The sequence below is a fragment of the Paenibacillus taichungensis genome (genome assembly GCF_013359905.1).
Taxonomy (GTDB): domain Bacteria; phylum Bacillota; class Bacilli; order Paenibacillales; family Paenibacillaceae; genus Paenibacillus; species Paenibacillus taichungensis.
The window spans coordinates 13,932-38,057 of the sequence record NZ_JABMCC010000107.1; the positions used below are offsets into that span (position 1 = coordinate 13,932).

A 24,126-nucleotide genomic window follows, 5' to 3' on the forward strand; every position below is an offset into this window, starting at 1 on the left:
TTATTTCAACTTATTTAATTGGTCTCTAGGTACATATGTGTCAACAAGCTCATCGTAGCCCTCTGGAGGCGGGAATTCTCTATTAACATACTTCTTGTTTGTCATGAATAAACCTTTACCAAAGTGAGTGTCAATGATTCCTGCAGAGTAATCAACAAAGACTCGTTCACCGCAATATTTACATTTTGAGAATGTAGTAGTTTTTCTATAAGGTGCACAATATGTAGCAGAACATTTGCAAGTAATTTTAAATGTAACCCTAGGTATTGGTAATGAATTATCTGGTTCAAGTAGGTTACGTGTTGCATTATCTAATTCTGCTTCTGTAGAATCCTCTTCAGTTTGAGAACTGTTAACGGTATCAAGTTCAATTTGCTGTTCGTTTTGTTCAAGTTTAAAATCAGCTACCAAAGACGCATTTAAGCCGAAAATATCTTTCCCAACGGAAGTTATAAATCTTGTCTTGTTGTTATAACATTTAATCCACTCTTCAGACTGCTCTTTAGAAAGCTCAACCTTACCCTTAACACCACTATTTAGTGTGTAAACCATTATATTAAGGCCATTATCTTTTTTCATCCAAATAACTCCCCTCCCCTTTTATTCTTATTTGTTTATTATTGCTCTAGTGTTCCTCTTTCATATCCTCCATATGCCTACTGTAGTAATTAACTTCACTATGTAGATATCAGTATAGCATGAATTTTAATCGTTTAATTATCGACTATCCCCCCTTCCTTACGAAGTGTAGGGCCCGATTCTTTGTATGCTAAATTATCCTTTTGAAGAATTACTCAGTTACCTATCCCTCCCCCTTCCCCTGCTACATCCTAGCAAGCAAGGAATATGTATTACAGATTGAGTACTTTATAGTGACCTGGTTGTACCCTCTGATAGTCTTCATAGTAAGATTTGTGATGATGTGTTGCGTTAGAGCAACACCTAGAAGTAATGTGTGTTCGCCCTCTTCATATAATCTTATTACTTCCTTTGATGTGAACAGGTTTTCACCTTTAGTTGAAACAATTGCTCTAGTAGCTCTTAAAATCTCTTCCCTACAATTCAATTCTTCCATAGTATTACCTCCATCAGCATTATTGATATTCTTTATCTTTTTCTTAGCATGACTTATCTTTCAGAAGAGAATAAGTTGTGCATCATACGAGCTCTTATTTCCCCATTCAAATCCTTTGTTTTTATAACTTAGACAGACTATGATGAAAAAAACGAGGTGAGATAATTGTTGAAAGAGGAATTAAAAGCCCAAGCTAAATCACGTGGCATTGAGCTTACTTATAAAAAGATTGAACGCTACGTTGGATATGGACTACTTACGGGTAGAAAAACAAGCCAAGGAAATGCAAGCCGTACCGGTGTAGTGAAGCTATTTGATGATCGATCCGTAGATGCTATTTGTTTGATAAACGAACTCAATTTAAACAAGAATATTAGACGTCAACAGGATTACATCTATGTATTGTTCTGGCGGGGGTACCCGGTTGATCTGGAGAAGCTACGAATCAGATTAATGGAGTATCAGACAAAGATGATAAAGTGGATCGAGGATAGATCAGAGTATACTGACGATCAGAGCGAATGTATGGATATGATTCGTTCGGAGAATGCAGTTAAGCTGCCTAGAAACGTTGGAAGACCGTCTAAACAGTTCTTAGCTAGGGAAAACATAGAATTTCAAAAAACTGCACATACAATGTTTAAAACAGGGAAATTACTTAAGGAGTTTCTGAATGGAAGGATTACTACAGGAGTATTTCGTGAATTCATTCAAAGTAAGGATACACTATCAGATGAACCCCATGAAGAATCACTACTTCAACATGTGAACGATTGGATTAAAAAGAATGCTTGGGTGAACGCTATTATGACATCGAATGTTCAGGACTACAAGGATTGCTATGAACTAATTGCTTTATTAAAGGAATATTGGTTGGTAATAGAACAACAGTATGGAGACATTTATAGCATTCCAGGGGTTGGGGATACCCTAAATATACTTGAAGTACATCATCATATATCGAAGTTAGCTGATCAGCCTTTCATTTATAGATTTTTAATTCTAATTCTCATTAATGGCGGATTTAGTTGCCGACTAATAGAGTTTTTGAACCGACCTTCAGTTTATCAAGGGTGGAAGTCGATAGTATCTGATTTAAGTCCCGCTTCTGGAGAGGAGGTGAGATTCAATGGATAACATCGGAATAGCTCTGGGTGGAGGTAAAGCCTTCTCAATCCCAACTATGTTTGTACTGTTCATCATTGCAATTGCAATATTTGGTATGTGCAAAATTGTTCATCAATTTAGAGAAGAATTGGTTTAAAACAAACAAAAAAAGCACTAATCCTACGCAGATTATGTGCTCTTTTTGTTTGATTTTGATAAGTTAAAAGTTTAACAACATGTCACAGTTTTGACATTACCTTTTTGTTACATTATATGGTATATTATGTGTGTTCACTAGTTTACATTTAAAAGGTGAATAGTAAATAGAAAGGATAATACTATTATTTTACATATTTTATCTTGTCAAAAAAGGAGACTTTAACATGTTTAAAAAGATGATAGCTGTTACTTTAGTTGCTGCAATATCGCTTCCAGTAACAGGGGCATTCGCTTCGGAATATATGAATAATAGCGTAACACCTGATACCCAGAACTTTAACGAGTCACGTGCCACAGTAACAAAATATTGGACAGTTAACACAAACGCTAATATGAGAGCTACCCCATCACGAACTGGTGCACATGTACTCTCGTTATACCCGGGAGATAAATTACAGGGTGGTTCTTACACTGTTGTTGTGAACGGAGAAACATGGGGATTTTTCCTGAATCCAAATGGTATTGAGGCGGGCTATGTTTTACTCTCTTCTCTGACAGCGGACAATTAAAAACCATTGAAGAGATTCATTCAAGATCTTCAAAGGGCTGCTTTGACTTCACGAAATTTGATGTTTTTCAATGCCTATAACTTGAAAACTCCTCTTAAGCAAGGCGAATTGTTAAAATTGGCCATTTAAGAGAACGGAGTAACATAGGTTCGTGTTGAGACTTTAGATGAAAAATATTCGGGATTTATACTTCTCTCAGCTCTAACTGAAATTGGCTAATAATTAAATGATTTGTCTTTTCAGATATGAAGATGAATCTATAAAAACAAAAAGATCCATTCGCTATAAATTCGCGAGTGGATCTTTTTCTTAGTCAGAGTACCTTCACACTTCTATTGATTTTGATTTTACTTCTTTCAGTAACTGACTTACCCTACCCTGTGATAGATCTAGCAGTCTAGATAGCTCCTTCTGAGAAGCTTTGGGATTCTCTTTAAGTAAAATTAGTAAACGTTCCATAGAGTTAGCTTTTCTTCTTACTTGTTTAACTTCTGTTTGAGTATCCTGATTTAGTATGTAGGCATGAGTACTCGTTTGCTTTGATCCTTCATTTGAGAATAATACCGAACAAGATAGGCAAATCAACCTATCTCTATATAGAAAGAGATTGTCCGGCGAACCACAAAAAATGCATAAGCGGTCTTGATACTTTCTTAACACAATCGTTCCTCTAGTGTTGTCTATAAAAAACTCAATAGGATCTTTCTCTTCTATTTCCATTGTGTCTCTCAATTCTTTCGGAAGGACGATTCGTCCCAAATTGTCCAATTTTCTGACGATCCCTGTGCTTTTCATCAACTTCCCCCCCTTCTCCATTGTAACACAATATACCATTAAATTCCTTAGATATATATATTTGTATCATATATAGTGAATGATAATTGTAAGAATACATATAGAATATTGAGGGGGAGCGATCCGGGTACAACCGGTAATCCAAAAACTAATGATAATGTCTTAATATAACTTTGGCTCTTAATGTTAGGACTCTTTTACTTAAAGAACCAAATTGAAATTGTTATGATACACGAAACAGATGTTTAATCCACTCGAACAGAGTCTGCACATTTGGGCAGTATTGTTTTCATACCGAGGGTAATAGCTCTCCCTTCTTCATCTTAAGTTTGGGCTACTGAAAGTTATTTTTCAACGCGGCTTTGGAGCTTTAAAGAAACGATGTTCCAGAGTGAATAAGATAACGTTATTCGACTTGCTTTTAGATGGCGTTACTGAAGAAAGCTTTACGGGGCATTTCGAATTAAACATCCTACCATTCTGACAAAGATTAAGCCTTTTTTAACTCCTAAGCATCAATCTTCGTATTAGATGAAGAATATAAGAAAGTATAAATAAAAATACTTGCTACCTAAAAAGTCAGCAAGTATTATATATTGAAAATATCATGTGGAATGGAATTAGAAGAGACCCTGGCTCATGATACTTAATTATCATTAACATCGACTATTACCGACGATCGTAGTTTACTGTAAAGAGAACACGGCTAAAATCTTACGTTAGAATGATTGGGTTCGTGAGATCTAAGATGTCCAAAAACACATCATGCGCGCCGGGTTAAGACATACGAGGTATTTTGACACAAGTCTCAGTAATAGTGTTTAGCCTTTGAATAGCATCGTCTCAGGATGACGATCCAGTAAATAAGTGAAACCAGATAAACTCTCCTGCTACTCACCTCTTGGTAACAAACGATGGAGTCACTTCCCTCTCTCGTGTACGGATGATTCGCAACAAAGGTTTAAACTTGTATGGTCCCTCCTCAATTTTACCTTACCACTGCTCAATATTATTTACATATGTTATTTCTAATGATTTATACCACAGTTTTGAACGGTTACTATGTAAAAATGTTAAAAGCTATACACCAAAGATGTACAGCTTAGCGACGGTAATTCTATCCTCCTCTCCCCTGCCTTATCTTAATTTATGCTGGTGTTGATTGACGATTAATTCTAGGAGTCCAAGTTTAAGTGATTGCATGACATCCTCTTTTGGCATTTTAATGTACTTAGCAAGCTGCTCCATCTCATCTTCAAAAATATCAACGATTTTCATGAAAGCATCTTGATCTCCCGACCTAGCGAGTTCAACCAATCCTATGAACTCAGTTTCATTGACAACATTTTTAACGTCTTCTTTTTCCATTTGTTCACCGCCTGTTGTGAGATTTGCAGCTCAAGAGCAACTTCCTTTTCAGATTTCCCATCAAGGTATATGGCATGGATTATCTTCTTTCCTACTTCGTTATTGATAAGGTTAAATATGTCTTGAACAAAAAACTTAGAAACAGAAGAACTTTCAAATGATTCAATGGAGTTGATATCAAATACCATACCAAACTCCTTGTTAGCAGAGACTTTGCAACGATATTGCAATCGCCATGCTATTTTCTTTAGCTCAGAGCTATACATATCTTTTGTCATTTCCATTTAGATCACCCCTCTATATATAAGGTAAAAAACGGAAGTATTTAACAACCAACAAGAACAAATGTTCTTATTTTATTTTACTTTATAATGTATAATTCATCCAGTTAAAAGTTGTAAAATGACTCTCATAATTACCTTTATTTATAAGAAGGAGGGGAGGGAATGGACATTGAAACTTTAATCCAGTTGGTACCAAATTTCGGGTTTCCTATTGTAATTACGTTTATGCTGCTGAAATATTTGATGGATAACATCAAAGAAAAATTTGATACTTTAGACAAGACTCTTAAAGAATTGATGACTCTAATTAAAGATCAAAAAAATCAGCAATGATTTTCTACATGTGTAAGTTAGTTACCGATTGGTGTTTGGACATCAATCGGTTCTTTTTGGTCCTTGTCTCAGACATGAACTAATTATCTTAGAATAGCCTGTGGTAATTACAAGTTTACTCACCACCTTTCATACTCTTAACATACGAAGTGCTTTTAGGACTTAACAGCGAATATACTTAAATTAATTTAATATGGAATATTTGGAAGCGTTGTAATATAAGCGTTTACGATGAATATGTGTCACTAGTTTCATTACAAAATTGTTAGAAATGGAATTTGTATCAAACTTCACTTGATTAGGCGGGCTTATAAAGAATGCTTACAAGAATCGAAAATACCGTTGATCGTAGATCGTAGACTAATTACAGTCTTAGCTTAACTTCGATATGATTATTGAATTTAAGGAATACTCTCTGAAGATTTTCATAGAATAGACTGTAGAACCTTGAAATAATGCTGAAATCAAAGGATTTTCCATAATAGACGAACACTTGTACGTTTTTAATTGTGTCACACAAATGTGTCACTTGAATGTGATGCATAACATGGGTTTGAAAAAGCCTGAATTAACAATGTTTTTGATATACTTTATATATCAATCTGTTAATGTCGCTAAATATAGTCACACAATTGTGTGACTATATTTTTCTTTACTTAATGGCGCGATGTACTCTATAATTAACAATATAATCCTCTAAATTGGAATGATAAGTGGGGGTGATTGAGAGTTGGAATATAGAGGTGTATCACCTGGGGAAAAGGAAGATAATTACGACGACGTTCTTTATAGTGAACGTACTCTATCCTTCTTAAGAAGCAAATTAGATGATTTCGCTATTGCAATCTTTTTGAAGATTGTAAAAGAGAATAAAGATCATCGAGGATTTGTGAAGACAAGATTAGAAGACTACCGCAGCAAAAGGTTCTATATAGACCATGCGATCTTGATCTTAGATGCTCAGGGGTTCATAGCAAGCAATAAGGATGGCACTATGAATCCTTACTTTCTAACGGATAGAGGTAGGCAACTCTTAAACCTCGTCATCAATGAAAGAAATGAACAGAAGAAACAAGCTCTTAAAAGGAGTGACCAATAAACGATGGAAATTAATGAGAAGCTCATTAATATTGGCTCTCCTAAACAGTTCGTTATCGGTCTAGGTGTTGGTGGCTGTAGGCTTGCTGCTGATTTTAGAGGACAACCTACTCATTTCCTCAGCACTTCTAAATCTGAATTACTCGAACATGTTGTATCAGTTCCTAGTGAAACAGAAATTGCAGCTGTGATAAAGCATTTTGTCAGCAGAAATGCAACCGTATAGAACTGAAATTTGTCTTAAATAAAAATTGAAGTAAGGAAGGGTTGAACTCGATATGAGCAAAATGGATTTAAATAATCTTGGATTTATGAGAAAAATGCTTTCTCCATTTGTATTTAGCGAGAGCATACAGGCTGAAATGGAAAGGCTCCCGAATCAAGTTATAATTGGATTAGGTCAGGGTGGCGGTAGAATGGCTGCTGAGTTATCTAGGTTCGGGCACCCTACATATTTATTCAACTCTTCCAAATCAGATTTAAATGAACATAAAAATTTGATTCCGGACGAAAGAAGAATTGAAACAAAATCTAAGCGACTTGTCGGCTTAGAGGGAACAGATAAAAATGCACGTCTCGGATTTGAGATTGCGAAGGAAAATATTGATTTATACAAAAAAGTTGCTGTTGAAGAGGCAGTTCAATTAGCAGATTTCGTATGGGTTACAGTGTCATTGGGTGGTGGTAGTGGTAACGGAGCTTTGAAAGTTATCATGGAGATTCTTTCAATGGTCCGTCAGAGAAAGAAATTACCGGGCGATAAGATACCACTTGGTGTTATATGCTCTCTCCCTTCATCAGACGAACGTGGTGTTGCCTTTAGAGACAATGCTTTAGCTGGAATCAATGTAATCCAGGATCTGATGTCTAAGGGGAAAATGGGCTCAGCCTTGGTGATTGATAATGAGAAACTGAAGGATTATTACGAAAATGAAGATCGTATGGCGGGTGTCGATGCACGTTCATATACTAACTTAGTAGTGGCATCCACGCTGTTTGACACATCTGCTCTTCCATTGCTTGAGGGTCGCTCAGTGTATGATAAAACTGAGTTGCTATCTACTTGGTCTACTCCAGGTTGGCTATCGATCTCGAAACGCTCAATCCCCCTCTCTGATGATGTGATTTATAAGGCCGAGATTGAGAATCTCTACAAGCGAAACGAAGTGCTGGCTAATTATAAACTTGAAAATGTTTTGACCGGCGCTATTGCCGTCATTCATCCAAGTAACCGTAAAATTTCTCCTCAGATTGCAGATGATATTTATAAAGACACGTCAGAGATTCTTGATACACGAGTCAATCACGCGATTGCGCGTAACGAGAGATTGCAAAATGAAATTCTCTTATATGGCCTTGCTGTGGTGGCGAATCCTCCTTTACGGATCGAAGAATTAAAGGAAGAACGGGATCATTGGATGAAGATTGAAGAAGAACAAAGATTATCAAGAGAACAATCTGCAGCATCATTAAGTGATTACAATGACTTCTTCTCCATCGATTCGAACAATAATACTGAAACTAACTCGGGACTCATGACTTTTGAAGATCTAAATGAGAACAATGATGAAAGCAAGACTGCAAAACTTTTTGATATTTCTGATCTAAAGGACTTGGATTTTTAATTTTTAGACTAAAAAAAGCGACTCATCAATGGATGAGTCGCTTTTTATTGTTGCTAATCAATTATCTCCCTAGATGTTGCACTTTCTTGATTCGTGTATGCGAATTCTTTCATGCCCTCTTCAATGTATTTTTGTATATATGCTTCTTTATCCGACTGGGATGAAAGAAGATTCTTAAAGACTCCCCTACTGTTCCATGATTCTGTTGCTTCTAAACGTAGAATTCTTTTCACTTGCTGCTCTTTTAACTTCAGATCCATTTCAAGGGTTCGTGCTAAAATTTCATTTGTTTTTTTAGCGCTCTCATCCAATTGTTCTTGTCTTTCCTTTAACTCATTGTGTTCTTCTGAAAGGTTTCTGAATTCGGTTCCTATGAATTCGACGCTTTCTGTTATTTCGGTCTCGAATCTTTTCTCATTATATTCAACATACGCTATTATAGTATTCTTAAGTGCATCAAAGCTTTCAATATTGTGGATCTCGCCAGATTTAACCATTGAAACAATGGTTTCTGGGGCCATACGAGCTGATGACTTTATGGATAGACCAGTTGCCATCACTTTAATGTCCTTTTGAGAGTACTTATGACAATATCTTAAAATACTAACGATTTTAGCTCTAACAATTGCGTATACATCCCAGGTCCATGAATTACCTGTTTTCTGTATGTTCAAATAGTCAATTAAGTTGTCTTCCCTTTTTGCATTTAGCCACCAACGTAATCTTGCATCATCTATCTGGTTTTCTCCAGTAGTTGTTTTCAAGTAATCGTAGGATTGCAATATTTCTGCTACATCCGCTGTGGCATATCTTGATGACTGATCCAATTTAAGTATATCAGCAGTTACTATTGGGTATGAATCATGATTAACATATTTATATAAGATGTCGGACTCTTCTAGATATGTTTTAAGTTCTGCCTCAAGAGTGTTTGGTTTTAAAGCATCATCCATGTTGTTGGAGTCGCTAGTTTCGTGCTCTGAGTTAGTTACGCTTCTTCCTGGTAATTCTTTCAAGTGAAACCCCTCCTACCCTATCAAGCTGGCTTAATAGCGCATGCAGACCGCATATGTAAGCTGTTGTTTACAATTTTATATCAAAGACTACGTCCACGTCCAGTTTATTGCTGTGATTCTACGAAAGATAATACTCTACGATAAATTTCAATCGCGAGTCACTCGTAGACTATGTAAAAACGCATGTAGATGGAAATCTACGCTGGGTTCACACTGGAATAAGGCATAAAATTGACTGTAAAGCATGATGGATTGGTTCGTGTTTCATCGTAGGAAAAGTCTACGGATGAATTATATTATATAAATTAAATGTAGACTACGATCTTTTCTATAACGGGTTGGGGACTATGGCGCTATCCGTTCAAGAGTAAAATGTATGTAGGCAATGTAGTTTTGTAGATTTTAATCCGATACTAAGCTCAGTTTGATTCTACAACTACGAATGAATGTTTAATTTCTATCTACGGTTTATGCATACATGATTATTTATTCAATAAAAATCTCTACGACCATTTATGTAGTGATCTTACGTAGATGACTAACTACGGTTCGGATGTTGGCTCTGGAGAATGGATATCAATCGAAGATTGAATTCTGTGGATATTTTATACGGAATAGATGTGGTTTTGATGATGAAATCAGTCGAAGAATAAAAATTTATATGTATTGTAGATATATATCTACGTCTACAATTATTTTATTAAATCTAATACAACGATGTCTACGAATGAAAAAGTGTGAAGGCTGTGTAGACGAAAAAGAGAATCACACACCTTCACACCATTTCAATATTACTTCTTAGTTTTAACAAATTCTATTTGTAATCTACCGTTTTCGGAACCTTCGAGAAGCAATTTAGCTTTATAATTTCCTTTGCCCTTTGAACTTTTGAAGGTTATAGCTGCCGTTTTTCCAACACTGAGTAGATCGAGAAGGTTTTTTGAAGTTAATTCTTTACCCAGTTGTATTTTGTTGATTCTAATCTGACACGAATTCCTGCATTTATAATAAGACTTGTCAGCGACGATGCTTTCTTCTTTACATTCTGGACATTTTCCGAGAGTGTTTATGAACTCGTCTTTAGGCGTGTCCAGTGCTGAATCTTCTTTCACCTTTTGAACAATCTTTTGAGTGAATTTGACGACTAGTTCAGAGAATGCGTTGCTAGAAGCTTGGCCTTTTGCTATAAGTCCTAGTCTTTGCTCCCAGAGAGCGGTCATTTCGGGACTGGCTAATACATGCAGATCCATCTTTCTAACAGCTTCAATTAAACTGCTGCCTTTAGCGGTTGGTTTTAATTTCTTCGCATCTACGACGATATATTCTTTTGATTTTAGGTTCTCTATAATGTCAGTTCTAGTTGCTGGCGTACCTAATTGAATATCACTCATTTCGTCTTTTAAATTTTCATCTAGAATAGATCTTCCTGCCCGTTTCATCCCATCGATCAGTGTACCTTCGGTATAGTGGGAAGGGGGAGTAGTTAGATTCTTTTTCACCTCAGAATCCATACAAAATGCTAATTCTTTCGGATTAAATGCAAAATTGGTCCGTAGATCTGTTTCTTCGACTGAGTTATCCTTCTCTTGATGTTCTTTTTCATCTTTGTAAAGAGTCTTCCATCCAGGTGAGATGTTCTCTCTAATGTTAGTTTGAAAAATATGTGAGTCTACAGTCGTAAAGATCTTATGTGTTTTATATTTTGCTGGTGGATGAAAATGAGCTAAGAATCTTTTTACTATTAATAAATAGATCTTTTCTTGATCTACAGTTAAGTCATTTGGGATTTTATCTGTTGGGAAAATAGCATGGTGATCTTCAATCTTTTCCGGACGACATATATTCTTGTTCGTTGGATTTACATATGCTTTATCGCCTGTAGCGTATATAGCGTACTTAGTATTTTTTAATTGATCGAATATGTGATGCATGATGGGCAAATTATCTTCGGCTACATAATTGGAGTTTGTCCGCGGGTAGCTGATCGCTTCAATTTGTTCATAAAGTTGCTGTGCAATTTCCAATGTTTTCTTTGCAGGGAAGTTTAGCTTCTTATTCGCATCTGATTGAAGCAAACCTAAATCATAGAGTAGAGGAGGTTTGTCCTCATTATTTTTAGCATCATATTGCGTAATACGCCCAACCTTTCCTTTGATTGTTTCCGAGATTTTTTGTGCTACATTCATGTCGATCATACGTTCATTTGTTTGTAGTGTGCCGGTATATGAAATAGATTCTTGTTGAAGTGTGGCTTTAACGGTGAAGTATGTTTCGCTTCTAAAATTAACGATTTGCTGGTGTCTGTCGTAGATCATTGCTAGAACAGGAGTCTGTACACGACCAATGCTAATGACATTGTTATGTCCACCAAATTTTGTTGAAAATGCCCTGGTACCATTCATACCAATTAACCAATCGGCTTCTCCTCTGCATCGAGCAGCCTTGTAGAGGTCATCATAATCTTTTCCGTCTTTTAATTTACTAAATCCTTCTCTGATTGCTTCCTTAGTAAGAGATGATATCCAGAGACGTTTGAAAGGTTGTCTTAAATTTAGGTACTCATATATATACCGGAATATAGCTTCGCCTTCTCGCGCTGCATCTGTACAATTCACAATTGATGTACACTCTTTAGCAAGTTCTTTGATTAGTCCAAGTTGTTTCTTTGATGATGCACTCGCTATCAGTTTAAAAGAGTGCGGTACAATTGGGAGATCCGTTAGATTCCAAGTTTTGTATCGTGGATCGTAAGTTTCGGGATTTGCCAGGCCAACCAAGTGCCCGAATGCCCATGTGATAATGTATTTATCACTTCTTAGATAGCCATTATCTTTGCTAAATCCTCCAAGTGCTTCTCCAATTTTACGACCCATGTCTGGTTTCTCTGCAATGATAAGTATTATTATATTCAGCTCCAATCTTAGTAATAAGTTCTTATATCTGTATTCGATGAGAAACGTTTTTGTAAATCAAAGTTTACATCTTTAATAAATGTAGTATCATTAAGTGAATATTTCAAGTGATTAGAAGTTAATTTACTTATGAGGAGATTGGGTTAAATGGATTTACTAAAAACGGAGCTTGTAGAATACGCAATTGATAAGAGAATGCATAAATTACAGAAGATTCAGTCAGTGATGTTATCTTTCTGCTATCGGAATATACAAGAGCCGACTGAGTGCAATGACATAGAGCGCAGAAAGGCTCAGAGAAAGATTTGGACACAAGCAATAATAATCATAAAAATGTACAGTCTTACCCTAGAAGAACTGATTGATGATATGGTGTTAACTATTAATTGGATCAATCGTCAACAACTAAGCTTGGAGGATACAGAATATTTATCTAAAGAACAAGAATGGTTACATAACAAGCTAAATCAATATTATGAAGATAGAACTCACGCAGGGGAAGCTCTCTTGAAAGTTGCATATTTGTTAAGAACATTAAAAATTAAACTAACTCGGCTAGAAATTATTAATACCCTATCTCTTAGTAAGATGGATTGGGACAAACATGTTCTAATTTGTAAAGATAAGAAAGAAAATGAACGGGATATCTTTAACGTTTTAATTTTGTCATCGGTGGGTCCGAAACAGATGACTTATCAAATCATGGATGCTGCCATCCAGGGAGTGTTAGACAATAAACAAACGCGATCTAAAGTTTTATGGACTGCTAACACAATTTTCAAAGGCTTAATTTAATTAGTTATTATTGATGTGAAGACACCGGATTCCCCAATGATGGGAACCTGGTGTCTTTTTTATTTCTGAGTGAATATTGTTTTATATCGATAATAGGTTACTCGATTAAATGAAGAGAATGTATTAAAATTAACATGTCAACAAAAAAACGGAGAGGAGAGGAGGACATGAATTTTTACGCGCAGGACGAGTATAGTGCTTACCTAGTAGAGGTAAGGAAACGAAGAGAAGCAACAATTAAATCATATGTACTTGAAATCAGTTATTTTATGTCGTGGTTTAACTCAAACTATCCAAACACTGATTACATACAAATAAGTCGTGTAATACTTTTGGAATACATAGCTTCGGAAAAACTAAATGGTAAAGAGATTGGGACAATAGATAAGAAGATATCAATACTAAAATCTTACTTTGATTTTCTTTGGCAGAATAATCTTCTTGCTGGATCAGATCCTGCTAGTAAAATTAAGCGTTCCAAGAGAGAAGACAGAGGTAATGATTCTGATGTGTTAAATGACGTTGATCAAAGAATACTAAATGATTGGTTATTAACAAAACCTATTACTAAAGTGCAGAAAGCAGCTAGAGACCGTGCATTAACGGCCATGTGTTTGTACGGCGGCTTGACAGCCCGTGAATTCCAAAATTTAAGATTATCGAATATAGAAATCCTATCTGATCGGATGGTTGTTACCGTAAATGGGATGGATAGAAAAAGAGAGGTAATCATTCACTTTGGAGACGCCAAACCAATACTTGAGTACATAGCATCTATGCACCAAGAAGCGGAACCTAATTTTTATTTATTCCCTACAAGCAAAGGATCAGCATTATCTCAACGAGTGATCCAATTTATTTTTCAGAAGATAAGCAAAGATATTGGAGTACATGTATATCCCAGAATACTAAGAAATACGTATGCAAATAATAAGTTTGAAGAAGGCTTCACACGCGAAGATGTTGCTGCCTTATTAGGTATTGATCAATGGAAGCCTCCTGAACGGTTATAGATAAGAACTACGTTTGTTCTAACGACTTAATTATTTGCTCCATAACCTTTTTGCTATTTCCTTTCTCAACTTCGTGAACAAAATCTATAACCAGGATACTTATTAATTCTTCAAGAGTCATATCAAATTTGGGAGAGATCTTGATAAGGTCATACAGAAATATTTCACCACGTTCTATATACTTCCTGTGAAATTCGACTGTGATTTGTTTGGATTTCATTTTTATTGGTATCTTCTTTTCAACAAGTGCCCAGTGATTAGGATTCACCTCTTCGAAAGAAGTAACTATCCTATGTTCTTTCTCAGCTAGTTCTATTTTTTTATTCAGTATTTTTTGGCCAAGTGTAGAGAACTTAGCTGTGCTTCTTACTTGGATTAAAAATTGTTGATAGAGTAGAGCTATGAGATCTTCAATAGTTAAATGAATCGTATGATCTGTTAATTCCATTACATCATCAAGAAAAGAGTTTGCGCGTAATACCTCATAGCGTGGTAACTGGATGTGTAACTCATTACGTGCGTATTTTTCGAATTTTGCTAACAAGTATGAATGTAGACCCTTTTTGTTCTCAGCTAGATCATGTAACCCTTTAGACAATAAATCAATTTTGCTTAGTGGCCTCATACTAAAGTTCGACCTCCCCAAACATCGTATACTTTGATATCTATTATTTTTTTTCGAAGATTATGTATAGTTTCGATGTTCTTGGGAAGAATGTTGATACAGTTTACTAAAAGGAGATCTCTTATGAAGAAAGATGAAACGTTGGAAAGCACTGCTTTGAAATTTGCGTTGTTGGCAAAAAAATCTTCAAAACAACTAGGATTGCGTAAACCACTTAAGCCTATTAAATAAAGTGCTGAACATATAGATGGAATGTACAGTTGGGGGATATAGTACGTTTGACTAAGGAGACTGCGTCTTGAAAAAGACATAGTCTTTTTTTGATGAATTCAAATTGTTTTGAAGGGTGGTTGTTATTTGATGTTTCAAATTGCCTTATAAGTGAGAGAGAGATGATACATACACAGTACGAATGTGGAGCCATTCAAGTGTCTGTAAACTCCATCATATCCGCTCAATTATACTAATGGAGGCGTTTAACAATGGGTTATCACATTATTGCAAATTTTCCAGCCAATCGCGACAACAAAGGTACTTTGAAAGTGTATTCTGATAGTGGTACTTTGGTTTTCGGTCCCAAAGATGCCCTAGGCCGTGGTTCAGATGATCCGAAGAACGGGAATGATCACACCAACTGGCGGCTTCAAAATGCTAACATTCCAACAGGTGTGGCTAAGACAGTCGTTTACGACAAGGGTAGTCCGGAGTCATCCTATGGCCCTCATAAGCGGGTTTGGTTGAATCAAGCTGTTAGTGGTAATTTCCTAACTGCCGAAAAGAACGGTCGCAGTGAGATTATGATACATGGTGGAGCTCCAGCAACAAATACATCCCTGCCATGGTATCCGCTTCGTCCAACATTCGGCTGCATTAGACTTTCGAATGATGATCAAAAAGCACTGATTGATGTCCTAGTGAAGCACGGAAGTTCCGGTAAAATTACAGTAAACGAAATTTAAACTAAGTAATAGTGATTGATTAATGGAATCATCTTCATCAAAATTAGTAAAAACTAAACAACACCCATCATCTAGAAAACTAGAATGGGTGTTGTTGTTGTAAATTAGGATATTTTTCTCTCTTGTCATAGCAGAGTATTATTCAGATAAAAAAATATAGATTGACCAAAAAAGCAAATGTGTTAATATTGTTTATAGGAAAAATATTCTATTTAAAGGCATCAAAAGTTATTAATTGATATTTAAAGTATATTTTAATGGAAGAACCCATATTTGTATGGTTAGTACTATAGGCTTGAATTGGTAGTTTTAATTCGAATGAGAGTTTAGGTACCTTCATAATGGGATTAATGAAAATTTACATACAATCCAATATTACTCAAACTTAAGAGGAGGAATACAAGTGAAAAAATTAATGAAATCGAAATCAGTTGGACTTTTAATGGGGTGCGCATTATCATTATTTTTGGTAACGAACTCCGCTTCGGCATCAGTTTCTTCAGATCCGTATAATGCCGGCAAGGTTGGAACCGTTACATATAAGTTTACATCAGAGATTTGGGATCGTGGGTTTACAACAGGTACTACTGTTGAGGCAGTCTCTTTTGTAAAGGCAGACTATAATGTTACCTCAGGTTATATGGGCGCGAATGCACGATTGTATGTCGGCTCTACTATGAAGGCAAGCAGCGGTATGACGTATAATGATTCTTCAGTATCTGGGTTTTATGTGTACTCAGATAGACTTAAAGCAGAAGCAACATATTGGTCTCAAACTGCTGCAGAATTTTACCATGGGAATGGTTACACCAAATTTGTAGGTTACAAGTCACCAAATTTTATACTTAAGCAAAAGAATTTGGTGAGTACGTTGCGTTCTGAAGAGTTGGTGGATACCGAGACACCGGTGTATATACAAGAAGTTCAAAATCGAACAGAGTATAATGTAAATGCGAATGGAGAGACGTTTGGATCTGGTTTATCGGCAGAAACCATTGGAGTTGACCCGGATTTAATTGAGGCATACGGTACGAATGGATTAAAGGGATTTGTAAAATCTAGTGATCTGGAACCGACTATTTCTACTCCAGAAGAAGCGTTAGCAATAAATCCAGAAAATGGTGCGGTTAAATCTATACCACTGTATGAAGTAGATGGTGTTACTATCATTGGTCAATTTGACTTAGTAACTCGTTACGAAGCGGTTCAGTGAAACTTTCCCCCTAGATAGCACCAAAAAAACTATCCCAGAAGTGAATAACTTTTGGGATAGTCTTTTTTAGCTTCTTACTTTTAATAATTGAGAATTAATTTGTTCGCTTTTCTAATTTATTAAGAATGTGAACCCCCAACTTTAAATTCACCAATAATTGTTTTACCGTCTGATTTGTATAATGGGATGTATCTAAACTCCGATGAATCCTTGGATTTTTGATAATCCAAAGCTTCTTCTGGAGAAGTGGCTCCTGATTCTAAATCAGAGGTTTTAATGTATCCTTGTACGCCATTCTCATTCTCGGCCTTTATTAGATCGGGTTCTTGCGTTTTGCCTGGCATTAACGGCCCCTCACCCAATGTCTGGCCTTGTTCATTAATCGGATAGATAACCTCATTACTTGCTGTCTTAGTTGATGATGTTTCATTTAAGGATTTCCCTGCTGTTTTTTCTTTCGATGCAGTAATATGTGTGTTATTTAATACAGACTCAGCATTCAATACATGGTTTGTAGCAAAAACAGCGGATGCACTTAATATTATTCCAGCTGATAAGATAACACCAAAACGATATTTATTTTGCATATTAACCACGATCCTTTCTTTTGGTAATTTCGGTATATTTTATGACACTTTTGAAATTGATTTGCAAAAATGTTTGAAACAAAGTGGAATACTTATCACAATGGTACCATGAATGTAATCTTTTGGAAAGTGACTACGAATGATAATTCGAATGACAGTTTTGTTAGTTTCCTATCCCTCCGCATTTTGTGTTTAGTATTGTATGTATGTAAAAACATAGCTTAAGAAATTTAAGAAGCGGGCGGGAAATCTAAATATCCCGCCCTTTTTTGAATTACACTTCTGGGTATTTGTCTAATTTCAACAATTGCTGAAATTCTTTCTGAGTGATTTTTTTGACCGGCTTAACCTTTTTATTTGTAGTATTGTATCTGAAAAGAATCTTTTGGTTTGAAGGGTACTCACTAATGTAATCGAGTGTTTTACCATTTTTGTGCCAAAGAACAAGTCCTGTACTTATATAATTCGTTGCGCGTGGTAAATATTCAAAAGTATCTTTCTTCGGATCGTATATTGCTAGTGAACTCTTTTCTGTGTCACCGTAGGAAATTGCAATTTTATCTTCTTTAGGAGACCAATTGAACGAAGCGATGGTTTCTATGCCTTTCTTACCTTCCTTAACAAGACGATCATTTACATTCTTTGATTTACCCGTTTTAAGGTTCACAAGAATGAGAGTGCTTCCAGCACTTTTTGCTGCTTGAATGGCTACCCAATCCCCAGAGGATGAGTCAACAACACTCGTCACATCCAACAATTTTTCCTCGAATCCCTCAGTATTTATAGTTTGGTTGACCTTAGCTTTTGAGATTACAATTGATTTAATTACTTTTGATTCAAACGTAGCAGCATTATCTTGTTCTACGGTGTTTGCAGTCACCTTGATGGTTTTTCCAGTCCAGATAATTTTATTGGTGCTCAGTGTTTTTTTAAATTTTGGAATGCTTTGATAAAGCGAAGAGCCTACAGATGTAGAATTTATATAGATTTTTGAGACAGGTGAACTGTTGTTATAAGCAGATGCTTGAATCGATGACAAAGTGGCCATGCTTCCTATCACTAACACGCTCGATAAAAGAATTTTGGTAACCTTCATTATTTATCTCTCCTTCAATGGGGGGAGGCTGTAACCCGATGTATTTCCTCCGTAATCGCTGCATGTATAATATAAACGAAAATAACTGTAAAATGTTTCTTTTTTTATTTCTTTTTTAGAAATACCCTCGATAAAGTTGGCTTAAACAATTTATCAGAATGGATACGATGAGGTTTCAATCACCAATTTTATAGTCTCATGATCAGACAAAACACATTTCATAATTGTTTAAGTTGGTGCTTTAAGTTTTGTGGAACACCAGGTAAAGGGACGTTTGGATATGTAAGAGGGAGTGAATTCTGTAAAAATTACAATGAAAGTGCAATTGCGTTGTTGACCAATGGTTGAATCCTGTTATTATCTATATTAGGGATATAATTCTATTTTATGGATTCTCTTGTGCGGAGGTGTTTGAGTTGGATTCAAAAAATTCGATCAGAACAAAATTGAGCAATTATATGTCTAGTAACAATGTTATACTATCTCATTTTGCTGATAAGGCTGGTATTAACTCCGGAACGTTAAGCCGGATTATCCAAGGTAATAAGACAATATCTATGAATCAACTAATTGCTATTACATTGGGGATGGGGCTGCCTGAGGATTACTTCTTTGAAGACTACATAGATGAATGTTTTTCCTTAATTATATCGATAAGAAGAATACGGCCATTTATAGTTCGTTGCGTTGAATTAAATCGATTAGACTGTGTCGAACAAGTCGTTTCCAGGCTGTTGGATGATCTTTCATATGTTCCGGTACTGTTTGAATTAGCTGAAGAGTTATTTCACAATAATTATCATACCGCTGCAGGTATTCTTTACAAGAGTGTTCGTGAAACGGAGAAATATCAACATTCCGAACGACTGGCATTATGTCACTACCGGTTGTTTGTGATCGATTTGGGTGAAGATTTAGAAGAGAATGTTCGCGCAGCAGCTCAATTTGAACTATATGTCTATCGTCTGGATGAGGCTGATCAACTAGAGGCCTTAAAACAGTTGATGCATGTTTATCGGATGGTTCATAAATGGGCGAAAGTCGATGCAGTGGCAAAGGAATTACATCGTATTGCAACGATTCAGTACAATTTACAGCAAAAGTCCGAACGAAAAGATTCTGAAGTAAAGCGGACAGAGCGCCCTATATACTATTATATTTTATATGCCTACCTAGCTAGATCTACAGCTTGTGAAGAATGTGGAGACTACAAGAGAGCATTAGAGTTCGTAACGCTATATGGTAGCGGGCATAATTGGATTGAGGAGAACGATGAGGAAGCTAAACAAATTATCGAACAATTTTCAGAGTGGGCAGTTGCAAATACGTATCTTTACCGTTTAATGTCCGGGGACGTGGGAGTGCTTAATGAATACGCTGATTATGTGTCTTACCGTGAAGAAGAGATTTTTGTAGCTGTAAGACATATTGTTCAAGCCGCAAATTTTTACAGACTAAATGTAGATAACATTTTGGATCGTTTTGCGCCATACATACCATATCAATCAGACAAGAAAGATTTTGGCGAATACAAACCTGCTATTATGAAAGAAAGCTACGCCCAGTTCTTAGGTGAACTTGCGGTATATCGTTTTAATGAGGGTAAAGATGATATCTCTGCAATAAAAATTCTTTTAGAAGGTTTGGATATTTCGATTAAAATTAATAGTAGTAAGAACATCATTACATGTATGTCTCTTTTTGAACAACATCGAGATTGTGCGAACCTCGAACAAAGAGAGAAATTTAAAAAACTATCAAGCGAGGTGTATCAACTCAATGCGAAGAAAAACAATATATTACTTGATGCTTTGTAGTTTTGCTATTGTCGTATCCGCGCCCGTAGCGTTATCTACAATGGGACATGGATGGGGTACATAGTCTAAAGTTATCTAACGGGGGATCAACTCCGCTGTCCTTCTCCGTATGATTAGGTAAAGTCTTTAGGTTGTTACTTTTTGTCTGTTAAACTCTCCCGCCTTGGTCGTGGAGGGTTTTTTTTTGTTCTATCTTTTGGTATCCATTTTTTGTCTTTAAATAACATTTTAATTTTCTGTCAGTGAACCCTAATCTATTACAAAGGAGGATTAGGATGATGACGAAAAAAAGAGTTCATATTCAAAGACGAATTGATCGTGCCAGAAAGCATCTTCATCTCTTGGTAGAGAAGCATGGTGGGATTCAGCACCCAGCAGTAATTAAACAATCGATGGTACTAGATGATTTAATAAATTTATATAATCGAGATATAGCACAAGAGAAGAAGCAAGTTGAATAAACGAGAGAGGGATTATCAAATTCGGGCTAGGGTCAATGACATTACCCTCTACCAAGAATTGTGTTTCATCTAATTAACGATCTCGTGTCTGAGGTACTCAGTTGAATTTCAAAGGACATAAGGTAGGAATAGGAAAGTACAAACTTTTGGATCTTGTACCCAGGCTACGGGGCCTTCGGAGGAGGTTCTAAATACTATTCACCTGCTGTATGATAACATGGCCAGGAAGATTTGGCGGGACCATGAATTAACTCATCCAACTAGGAGTATATGTTGGGTAAAAACTTAAGGGCAAGCCTGGTGCGAGGGGGCTTAAATAATAAAATTGAATATATCTGATGATAGCACGTTCCTTTCTCAGTTGGATTCACGCTAGGTTTCTGATCGAAGTCAGTCGCTTAAGTTAGTGGGGTAGCAAGGGAGCGTTTGCACTAATATATAAAATAACGGCGATCCAGAGTTGGACAGCCGTGTAAGAGTTTTAATTAGGAATCAGTTCTAGTGTCTACGCTATTTTGTTGTTCCGGTATTTTTTCTTTAGGTGTGATCTCCTGAAGAAGCTTAGAAACATTATTGGTATTCTGTGTATTTAACTCATTAATCACTTGATTCATTTTTTCTTGCCACGATAATTTCTCCTCTAAAAGATACTCTTTAGCTTCAGCTTCAACTTCTTTCCTTAGTAATTCCATGTCTCTTTTATGTTCCGCTTCTTTTCTAGCAACATTCTCTTTTGTATGCAATTCAAGGTTTTCATATTTTCTGTTTGTCTGCTCTAACTCACTACTCACAGAGTTTAACAAAAGTATCTTATTATTCATTTCTTCTTCATGGCGAGAGTTCATTTCATTGATTTCGAGTTTCAATCCTTCTGCAACTTTTACGGCATTTTCTTGTTTCTCAATCGTCCTCTTTAAATTCTGGTTTTCTACGGTAGTAAAGTTATTCAATTCTTCCAACATTCGCAATGATCTAGTGACCTGTTCCAAATTAGTGCTTAACAGATCATTACTTTCCTGGACTAGAGCTAACTCTTCCTCTTTTTCATGAAGCTTCTTCTGAGTTAAAGAAAGTTGCTTCGTTAATTCCTCAAGCTTTCCTTCCATAAGAAATTTTTCCTTCTCCGTCTGTTCCTTAAGGTCATCTACAGTGTCGGCACCACGTTGATACATCCGAATTAAGATATGGTATATCACATTCATATGTTTATGAAAATCTTTTAGATCATGCTCAGCTGCAGGGTCTTTTTCTAGCATGTTATGAACGTCTTCTCGTATCATTAAAGATTCTAACCATTCATATGCGTCCAAGCCAGACGCTGCGATCCTCTCATTAACAGTTTTAAGGGCATCCTCTGTCATCTTGATCCCTTTTGTTTTTTCTGAGGCCATATTATTTTCCTCCAATCGGTTAACCTTTAAAACCTTATAAATAAGGTGTGTTAACTGGTTAACCAATAATATTTAGTTAACTTTATCATTAATTCGTGCTAAATACCATGGGGAATGAACAAAAATTCCTAGCTTCCGATAAGGGATCGTTATCGGAAGCTAGGAATTGCCGCAATATACATATTGGATAAACGAAAAAGAGGGAGGAGATGTAATGTATTTTTGCAAGAGTTAGTATTTTGAGTGCTTACAGGAATCTTTTACAATCATATTTTGATGATACAATGGAGTAATAAAGTAGAAGAGAAAGGGGATAGACGGGAATGAGTGAGAATCAATATTTGGAATATGAGCTATTAGCAAAGGAAATCTACGATACCCTTCATAAAGCAGAAGGGGTCGGTACAATTGATATTATGCACAATGTTAAACTTACTGGAAATTCGGGTTGTAATCATCAGATCGATGTTTATTGGGAATTTGAAATGGTTGGGGAAGTACATAGAGTCGCTGTGGAATGTAAAAATTATAATACTGAAGTCTCTGTCGGGAGAATAAGAGATTTTTTTGGAGTTCTTCATGATCTAGGTAACAATACCAAAGGAATATTTGTGACTAAGGTTGGTTATCAAAGTGGTGCTAAGAAATTCGGTGAATATTATGGGATCTCATTGAAAGAAATGAGATTTCCAAATCAAGATGACTGGGAAGGCAGATTTAAGACCATTACAGGTGAATTTATTATGTTAGTTCCGGACAATATTAGATGCACTGTTGATTATGATCAGAGATGGGTTTTGGAGAACTGCAAACAGGAGGATTTCAGTCCATCACAAAAAATAAAAATAGATCTCTATAAACTTCTTGTTGAAGATTCAGGCGGAAATATAATTAAATCGTACTCAGATATGTATAGAGAGGTACCCGTAATTAATCAGGAGGAAAGCATCAACCTGACACATACCTTTGAATTTGAAAATGGTTACATAGTGCCTGATGGTATAAGGCTTAAAATCTTGAAGATTCATTTTACTTATGATGTAATCGCCCTTGCTAGTGAAACGGTTGTTATTGAAGGAGATGAAATTGCAAAAGCGATTCTGAAAGATGTAACATCAGGAGATGTGAGATTCTTTGATAAATTAGGTAATGTGCGTAAAAGAGAATAGATGTTCCAGATCTATTCTCTGATATCATTAATCTATGTATTATTTGATTTTGTTTGAGAGAGTATATAACAACTTTTACATTTGTGTTTTAAAAATACTTTCTTTCTACATCTTTTCATGTGGCAAACACTATAATCGTATTTTCGTAGATCATCCAATGTTTTGTAGGGCATTGCCTTGTAAGGGACATGAAATAATGGTAATAGGTTCAACAAGTAATTTCTACATTTAAAACAATACTGTGCCTCTCTGTTCAATGAATGAAATTCTACTCTGCAATCTTCATTACAACAAATGCGAGTGTTTTTAATTTTCAATAATCAACCTTCTTTACTTTAGTTGAAATATATTAATATCTTAACTTTGCTGCTATTTGGAGTCTAGGTAATCAGAGGGAATATTTCAAATTTCCAGCTGTTCATGATTGTGATTTATTAATCATCAGTTAAGCTTACATTAGTAATAAGATTTCAGGGGAGGGGTGGGATATTTGTTGTCACAAGAATATCTGAAAAAATTAATTGTTAAAGAATTAGATGAAAGAGATCGACACAACAAGCATGAGAATCTTAATCAGATGTATCGTTTCTCCAGGATCTTCTTTCCGATCATCTTAGTTATTGGATCTCTTCTATTTGTTTTGGTATACAGCGGGGTCT

Annotated in this window: 24 protein-coding genes; 14 read left to right on the forward strand and 10 right to left on the reverse strand. The window is 35.8% G+C overall.

What is annotated here, in order from left to right:
* Positions 1 to 579: a hypothetical protein gene (locus HP548_RS11965; protein ID WP_175381745.1), complete on the reverse strand. Its 579-nt coding sequence runs from the start codon at positions 577 to 579 to the stop codon at positions 1 to 3.
* 664 nt (positions 580 to 1,243) lie between these two features.
* On the opposite strand from HP548_RS11965, the gene HP548_RS11970 reads away from it, so the two are divergent.
* From HP548_RS11970 to HP548_RS11975, 3 genes are all read left to right on the forward strand, one after another.
* The gene (locus tag HP548_RS11970) at positions 1,244 to 2,212 is read left to right on the forward strand and encodes a hypothetical protein (protein ID WP_175381746.1); all 969 of its coding nucleotides are present in this window, start codon (positions 1,244 to 1,246) and stop codon (positions 2,210 to 2,212) included.
* On the forward strand, positions 2,205 to 2,339 hold the full coding sequence (locus HP548_RS33715; RefSeq protein ID WP_281364854.1) for a hypothetical protein: 135 nt from the start codon (positions 2,205 to 2,207) through the stop codon (positions 2,337 to 2,339). Before HP548_RS11970 ends, HP548_RS33715 begins: the two co-directional genes overlap by 8 nt.
* A gap of 226 nt (positions 2,340 to 2,565) precedes the next feature.
* A complete protein-coding gene (locus HP548_RS11975) occupies positions 2,566 to 2,910 on the forward strand; it encodes a hypothetical protein (protein ID WP_175381747.1) in 345 nt (114 codons plus the stop codon).
* A 324-nt stretch (positions 2,911 to 3,234) separates the two neighbouring features.
* Here HP548_RS11975 and HP548_RS11980 read toward each other — a convergent pair whose 3' ends face one another.
* The 3 genes from HP548_RS11980 to HP548_RS11990 all read right to left on the reverse strand — a co-directional run bounded on the left by HP548_RS11980 (position 3,235) and on the right by HP548_RS11990 (position 5,357).
* Positions 3,235 to 3,705, reverse strand: a complete 471-nt coding sequence (locus tag HP548_RS11980) for an AbrB/MazE/SpoVT family DNA-binding domain-containing protein (RefSeq protein ID WP_246318036.1) — start codon at positions 3,703 to 3,705, stop codon at positions 3,235 to 3,237.
* 1,137 nt (positions 3,706 to 4,842) lie between these two features.
* Entirely contained in the window at positions 4,843 to 5,073 is a 231-nt protein-coding gene (locus HP548_RS11985; protein WP_175381749.1) for a helix-turn-helix domain-containing protein, read from the reverse strand.
* Positions 5,025 to 5,357, reverse strand: coding sequence for a sigma-70 RNA polymerase sigma factor region 4 domain-containing protein (locus HP548_RS11990; protein WP_090811064.1), 333 nt, complete (start codon positions 5,355 to 5,357; stop codon positions 5,025 to 5,027). Before HP548_RS11990 ends, HP548_RS11985 begins: the two co-directional genes overlap by 49 nt.
* 162 nt (positions 5,358 to 5,519) lie before the next feature.
* Between HP548_RS11990 and HP548_RS11995 the strand changes: the two genes are divergently transcribed.
* The 4 genes from HP548_RS11995 (at position 5,520) to HP548_RS12010 (ending at position 8,413) form a co-directional block, all read left to right on the forward strand.
* The gene (locus HP548_RS11995; protein WP_175381750.1) at positions 5,520 to 5,690 is read left to right on the forward strand and encodes a hypothetical protein; all 171 of its coding nucleotides are present in this window, start codon (positions 5,520 to 5,522) and stop codon (positions 5,688 to 5,690) included.
* 730 nt (positions 5,691 to 6,420) lie between these two features.
* Positions 6,421 to 6,789 (forward strand): hypothetical protein, encoded by a 369-nt coding sequence (locus HP548_RS12000; protein ID WP_079696817.1) that lies wholly within the window; start codon positions 6,421 to 6,423, stop codon positions 6,787 to 6,789.
* A gap of 3 nt (positions 6,790 to 6,792) precedes the next feature.
* The gene (locus HP548_RS12005) at positions 6,793 to 7,014 is read left to right on the forward strand and encodes a hypothetical protein (protein ID WP_175381751.1); all 222 of its coding nucleotides are present in this window, start codon (positions 6,793 to 6,795) and stop codon (positions 7,012 to 7,014) included.
* A 52-nt stretch (positions 7,015 to 7,066) separates the two neighbouring features.
* Positions 7,067 to 8,413, forward strand: a complete 1,347-nt coding sequence (locus tag HP548_RS12010) for an FtsZ/tubulin family protein (RefSeq protein ID WP_079696819.1) — start codon at positions 7,067 to 7,069, stop codon at positions 8,411 to 8,413.
* 53 nt (positions 8,414 to 8,466) lie between these two features.
* On the opposite strand, the gene HP548_RS12015 is transcribed toward HP548_RS12010, so the two are convergent.
* A complete protein-coding gene (locus tag HP548_RS12015; protein WP_079696820.1) occupies positions 8,467 to 9,429 on the reverse strand; it encodes a hypothetical protein in 963 nt (320 codons plus the stop codon).
* A gap of 791 nt (positions 9,430 to 10,220) precedes the next feature.
* The gene (locus HP548_RS12020; protein ID WP_256863750.1) at positions 10,221 to 12,347 is read right to left on the reverse strand and encodes a type IA DNA topoisomerase; all 2,127 of its coding nucleotides are present in this window, start codon (positions 12,345 to 12,347) and stop codon (positions 10,221 to 10,223) included.
* A gap of 141 nt (positions 12,348 to 12,488) precedes the next feature.
* Between HP548_RS12020 and HP548_RS12025 the strand changes: the two genes are divergently transcribed.
* Together HP548_RS12025 and HP548_RS12030 are read left to right on the forward strand one after the other, a co-directional pair.
* Positions 12,489 to 13,136: a hypothetical protein gene (locus HP548_RS12025; RefSeq protein WP_079696822.1), complete on the forward strand. Its 648-nt coding sequence runs from the start codon at positions 12,489 to 12,491 to the stop codon at positions 13,134 to 13,136.
* 167 nt (positions 13,137 to 13,303) lie between these two features.
* Positions 13,304 to 14,149, forward strand: a complete 846-nt coding sequence (locus HP548_RS12030; protein WP_175381752.1) for a tyrosine-type recombinase/integrase — start codon at positions 13,304 to 13,306, stop codon at positions 14,147 to 14,149.
* 7 nt (positions 14,150 to 14,156) lie between these two features.
* Here the strand turns inward: HP548_RS12030 and HP548_RS12035 are convergent, their stop codons facing one another.
* Positions 14,157 to 14,774, reverse strand: a complete 618-nt coding sequence (locus HP548_RS12035) for a hypothetical protein (protein WP_175381753.1) — start codon at positions 14,772 to 14,774, stop codon at positions 14,157 to 14,159.
* 482 nt (positions 14,775 to 15,256) lie between these two features.
* Here HP548_RS12035 and HP548_RS12040 point away from each other — a divergent pair, with 482 nt between their 5' ends.
* On the forward strand, positions 15,257 to 15,733 hold the full coding sequence (locus HP548_RS12040; protein ID WP_175381754.1) for a L,D-transpeptidase family protein: 477 nt from the start codon (positions 15,257 to 15,259) through the stop codon (positions 15,731 to 15,733).
* Positions 15,734 to 16,136: 403 nt separating this feature from the next.
* Positions 16,137 to 16,946, forward strand: a complete 810-nt coding sequence (locus HP548_RS12045; RefSeq protein WP_343054825.1) for a peptidase — start codon at positions 16,137 to 16,139, stop codon at positions 16,944 to 16,946.
* Positions 16,947 to 17,065: 119 nt separating this feature from the next.
* Here HP548_RS12045 and HP548_RS12050 read toward each other — a convergent pair whose 3' ends face one another.
* Positions 17,066 to 17,533, reverse strand: a complete 468-nt coding sequence (locus tag HP548_RS12050; protein WP_175381755.1) for a hypothetical protein — start codon at positions 17,531 to 17,533, stop codon at positions 17,066 to 17,068.
* 274 nt (positions 17,534 to 17,807) lie between these two features.
* On the reverse strand, positions 17,808 to 18,629 hold the full coding sequence (locus HP548_RS12055; RefSeq protein WP_175381756.1) for a hypothetical protein: 822 nt from the start codon (positions 18,627 to 18,629) through the stop codon (positions 17,808 to 17,810).
* Between the two features lie 416 nt (positions 18,630 to 19,045).
* Between HP548_RS12055 and HP548_RS12060 the strand changes: the two genes are divergently transcribed.
* Positions 19,046 to 20,446 carry a helix-turn-helix domain-containing protein gene (locus HP548_RS12060; protein ID WP_246318037.1) on the forward strand — a complete coding sequence of 467 codons (1,401 nt, stop codon included), beginning with the start codon at positions 19,046 to 19,048 and terminating at the stop codon, positions 20,444 to 20,446.
* A 278-nt stretch (positions 20,447 to 20,724) separates the two neighbouring features.
* Positions 20,725 to 20,907, forward strand: coding sequence for an aspartyl-phosphate phosphatase Spo0E family protein (locus HP548_RS12065; RefSeq protein WP_175381757.1), 183 nt, complete (start codon positions 20,725 to 20,727; stop codon positions 20,905 to 20,907).
* 485 nt (positions 20,908 to 21,392) lie between these two features.
* On the opposite strand, the gene HP548_RS12070 is transcribed toward HP548_RS12065, so the two are convergent.
* Positions 21,393 to 22,298 carry a hypothetical protein gene (locus tag HP548_RS12070; RefSeq protein WP_175381758.1) on the reverse strand — a complete coding sequence of 302 codons (906 nt, stop codon included), beginning with the start codon at positions 22,296 to 22,298 and terminating at the stop codon, positions 21,393 to 21,395.
* 323 nt (positions 22,299 to 22,621) lie between these two features.
* Between HP548_RS12070 and HP548_RS12075 the strand changes: the two genes are divergently transcribed.
* The gene (locus HP548_RS12075) at positions 22,622 to 23,467 is read left to right on the forward strand and encodes a restriction endonuclease (RefSeq protein ID WP_175381759.1); all 846 of its coding nucleotides are present in this window, start codon (positions 22,622 to 22,624) and stop codon (positions 23,465 to 23,467) included.
* Positions 23,468 to 24,126: the final 659 nt, after the last annotated feature.

Coding starts and splice junctions, on each gene's coding strand:
- HP548_RS11980 (WP_246318036.1), bottom strand. CDS start 3,705: ATGAAAAGCACAGGGATCGTCAGAAAATTGGACAATTTGGGACGAATC.
- HP548_RS11990 (WP_090811064.1), bottom strand. CDS start 5,357: ATGGAAATGACAAAAGATATGTATAGCTCTGAGCTAAAGAAAATAGCA.
- HP548_RS12065 (WP_175381757.1), top strand. CDS start 20,725: ATGACGAAAAAAAGAGTTCATATTCAAAGACGAATTGATCGTGCCAGA.
- HP548_RS12075 (WP_175381759.1), top strand. CDS start 22,622: ATGAGTGAGAATCAATATTTGGAATATGAGCTATTAGCAAAGGAAATC.
- HP548_RS12030 (WP_175381752.1), top strand. CDS start 13,304: ATGAATTTTTACGCGCAGGACGAGTATAGTGCTTACCTAGTAGAGGTA.
- HP548_RS11965 (WP_175381745.1), bottom strand. CDS start 579: ATGAAAAAAGATAATGGCCTTAATATAATGGTTTACACACTAAATAGT.
- HP548_RS11995 (WP_175381750.1), top strand. CDS start 5,520: ATGGACATTGAAACTTTAATCCAGTTGGTACCAAATTTCGGGTTTCCT.
- HP548_RS12070 (WP_175381758.1), bottom strand. CDS start 22,298: ATGGCCTCAGAAAAAACAAAAGGGATCAAGATGACAGAGGATGCCCTT.
- HP548_RS12010 (WP_079696819.1), top strand. CDS start 7,067: ATGAGCAAAATGGATTTAAATAATCTTGGATTTATGAGAAAAATGCTT.
- HP548_RS12005 (WP_175381751.1), top strand. CDS start 6,793: ATGGAAATTAATGAGAAGCTCATTAATATTGGCTCTCCTAAACAGTTC.
- HP548_RS12055 (WP_175381756.1), bottom strand. CDS start 18,629: ATGAAGGTTACCAAAATTCTTTTATCGAGCGTGTTAGTGATAGGAAGC.
- HP548_RS11975 (WP_175381747.1), top strand. CDS start 2,566: ATGTTTAAAAAGATGATAGCTGTTACTTTAGTTGCTGCAATATCGCTT.
- HP548_RS12040 (WP_175381754.1), top strand. CDS start 15,257: ATGGGTTATCACATTATTGCAAATTTTCCAGCCAATCGCGACAACAAA.
- HP548_RS12050 (WP_175381755.1), bottom strand. CDS start 17,533: ATGCAAAATAAATATCGTTTTGGTGTTATCTTATCAGCTGGAATAATA.
- HP548_RS12035 (WP_175381753.1), bottom strand. CDS start 14,774: ATGAGGCCACTAAGCAAAATTGATTTATTGTCTAAAGGGTTACATGAT.
- HP548_RS33715 (WP_281364854.1), top strand. CDS start 2,205: ATGGATAACATCGGAATAGCTCTGGGTGGAGGTAAAGCCTTCTCAATC.
- HP548_RS11985 (WP_175381749.1), bottom strand. CDS start 5,073: ATGGAAAAAGAAGACGTTAAAAATGTTGTCAATGAAACTGAGTTCATA.
- HP548_RS12025 (WP_079696822.1), top strand. CDS start 12,489: ATGGATTTACTAAAAACGGAGCTTGTAGAATACGCAATTGATAAGAGA.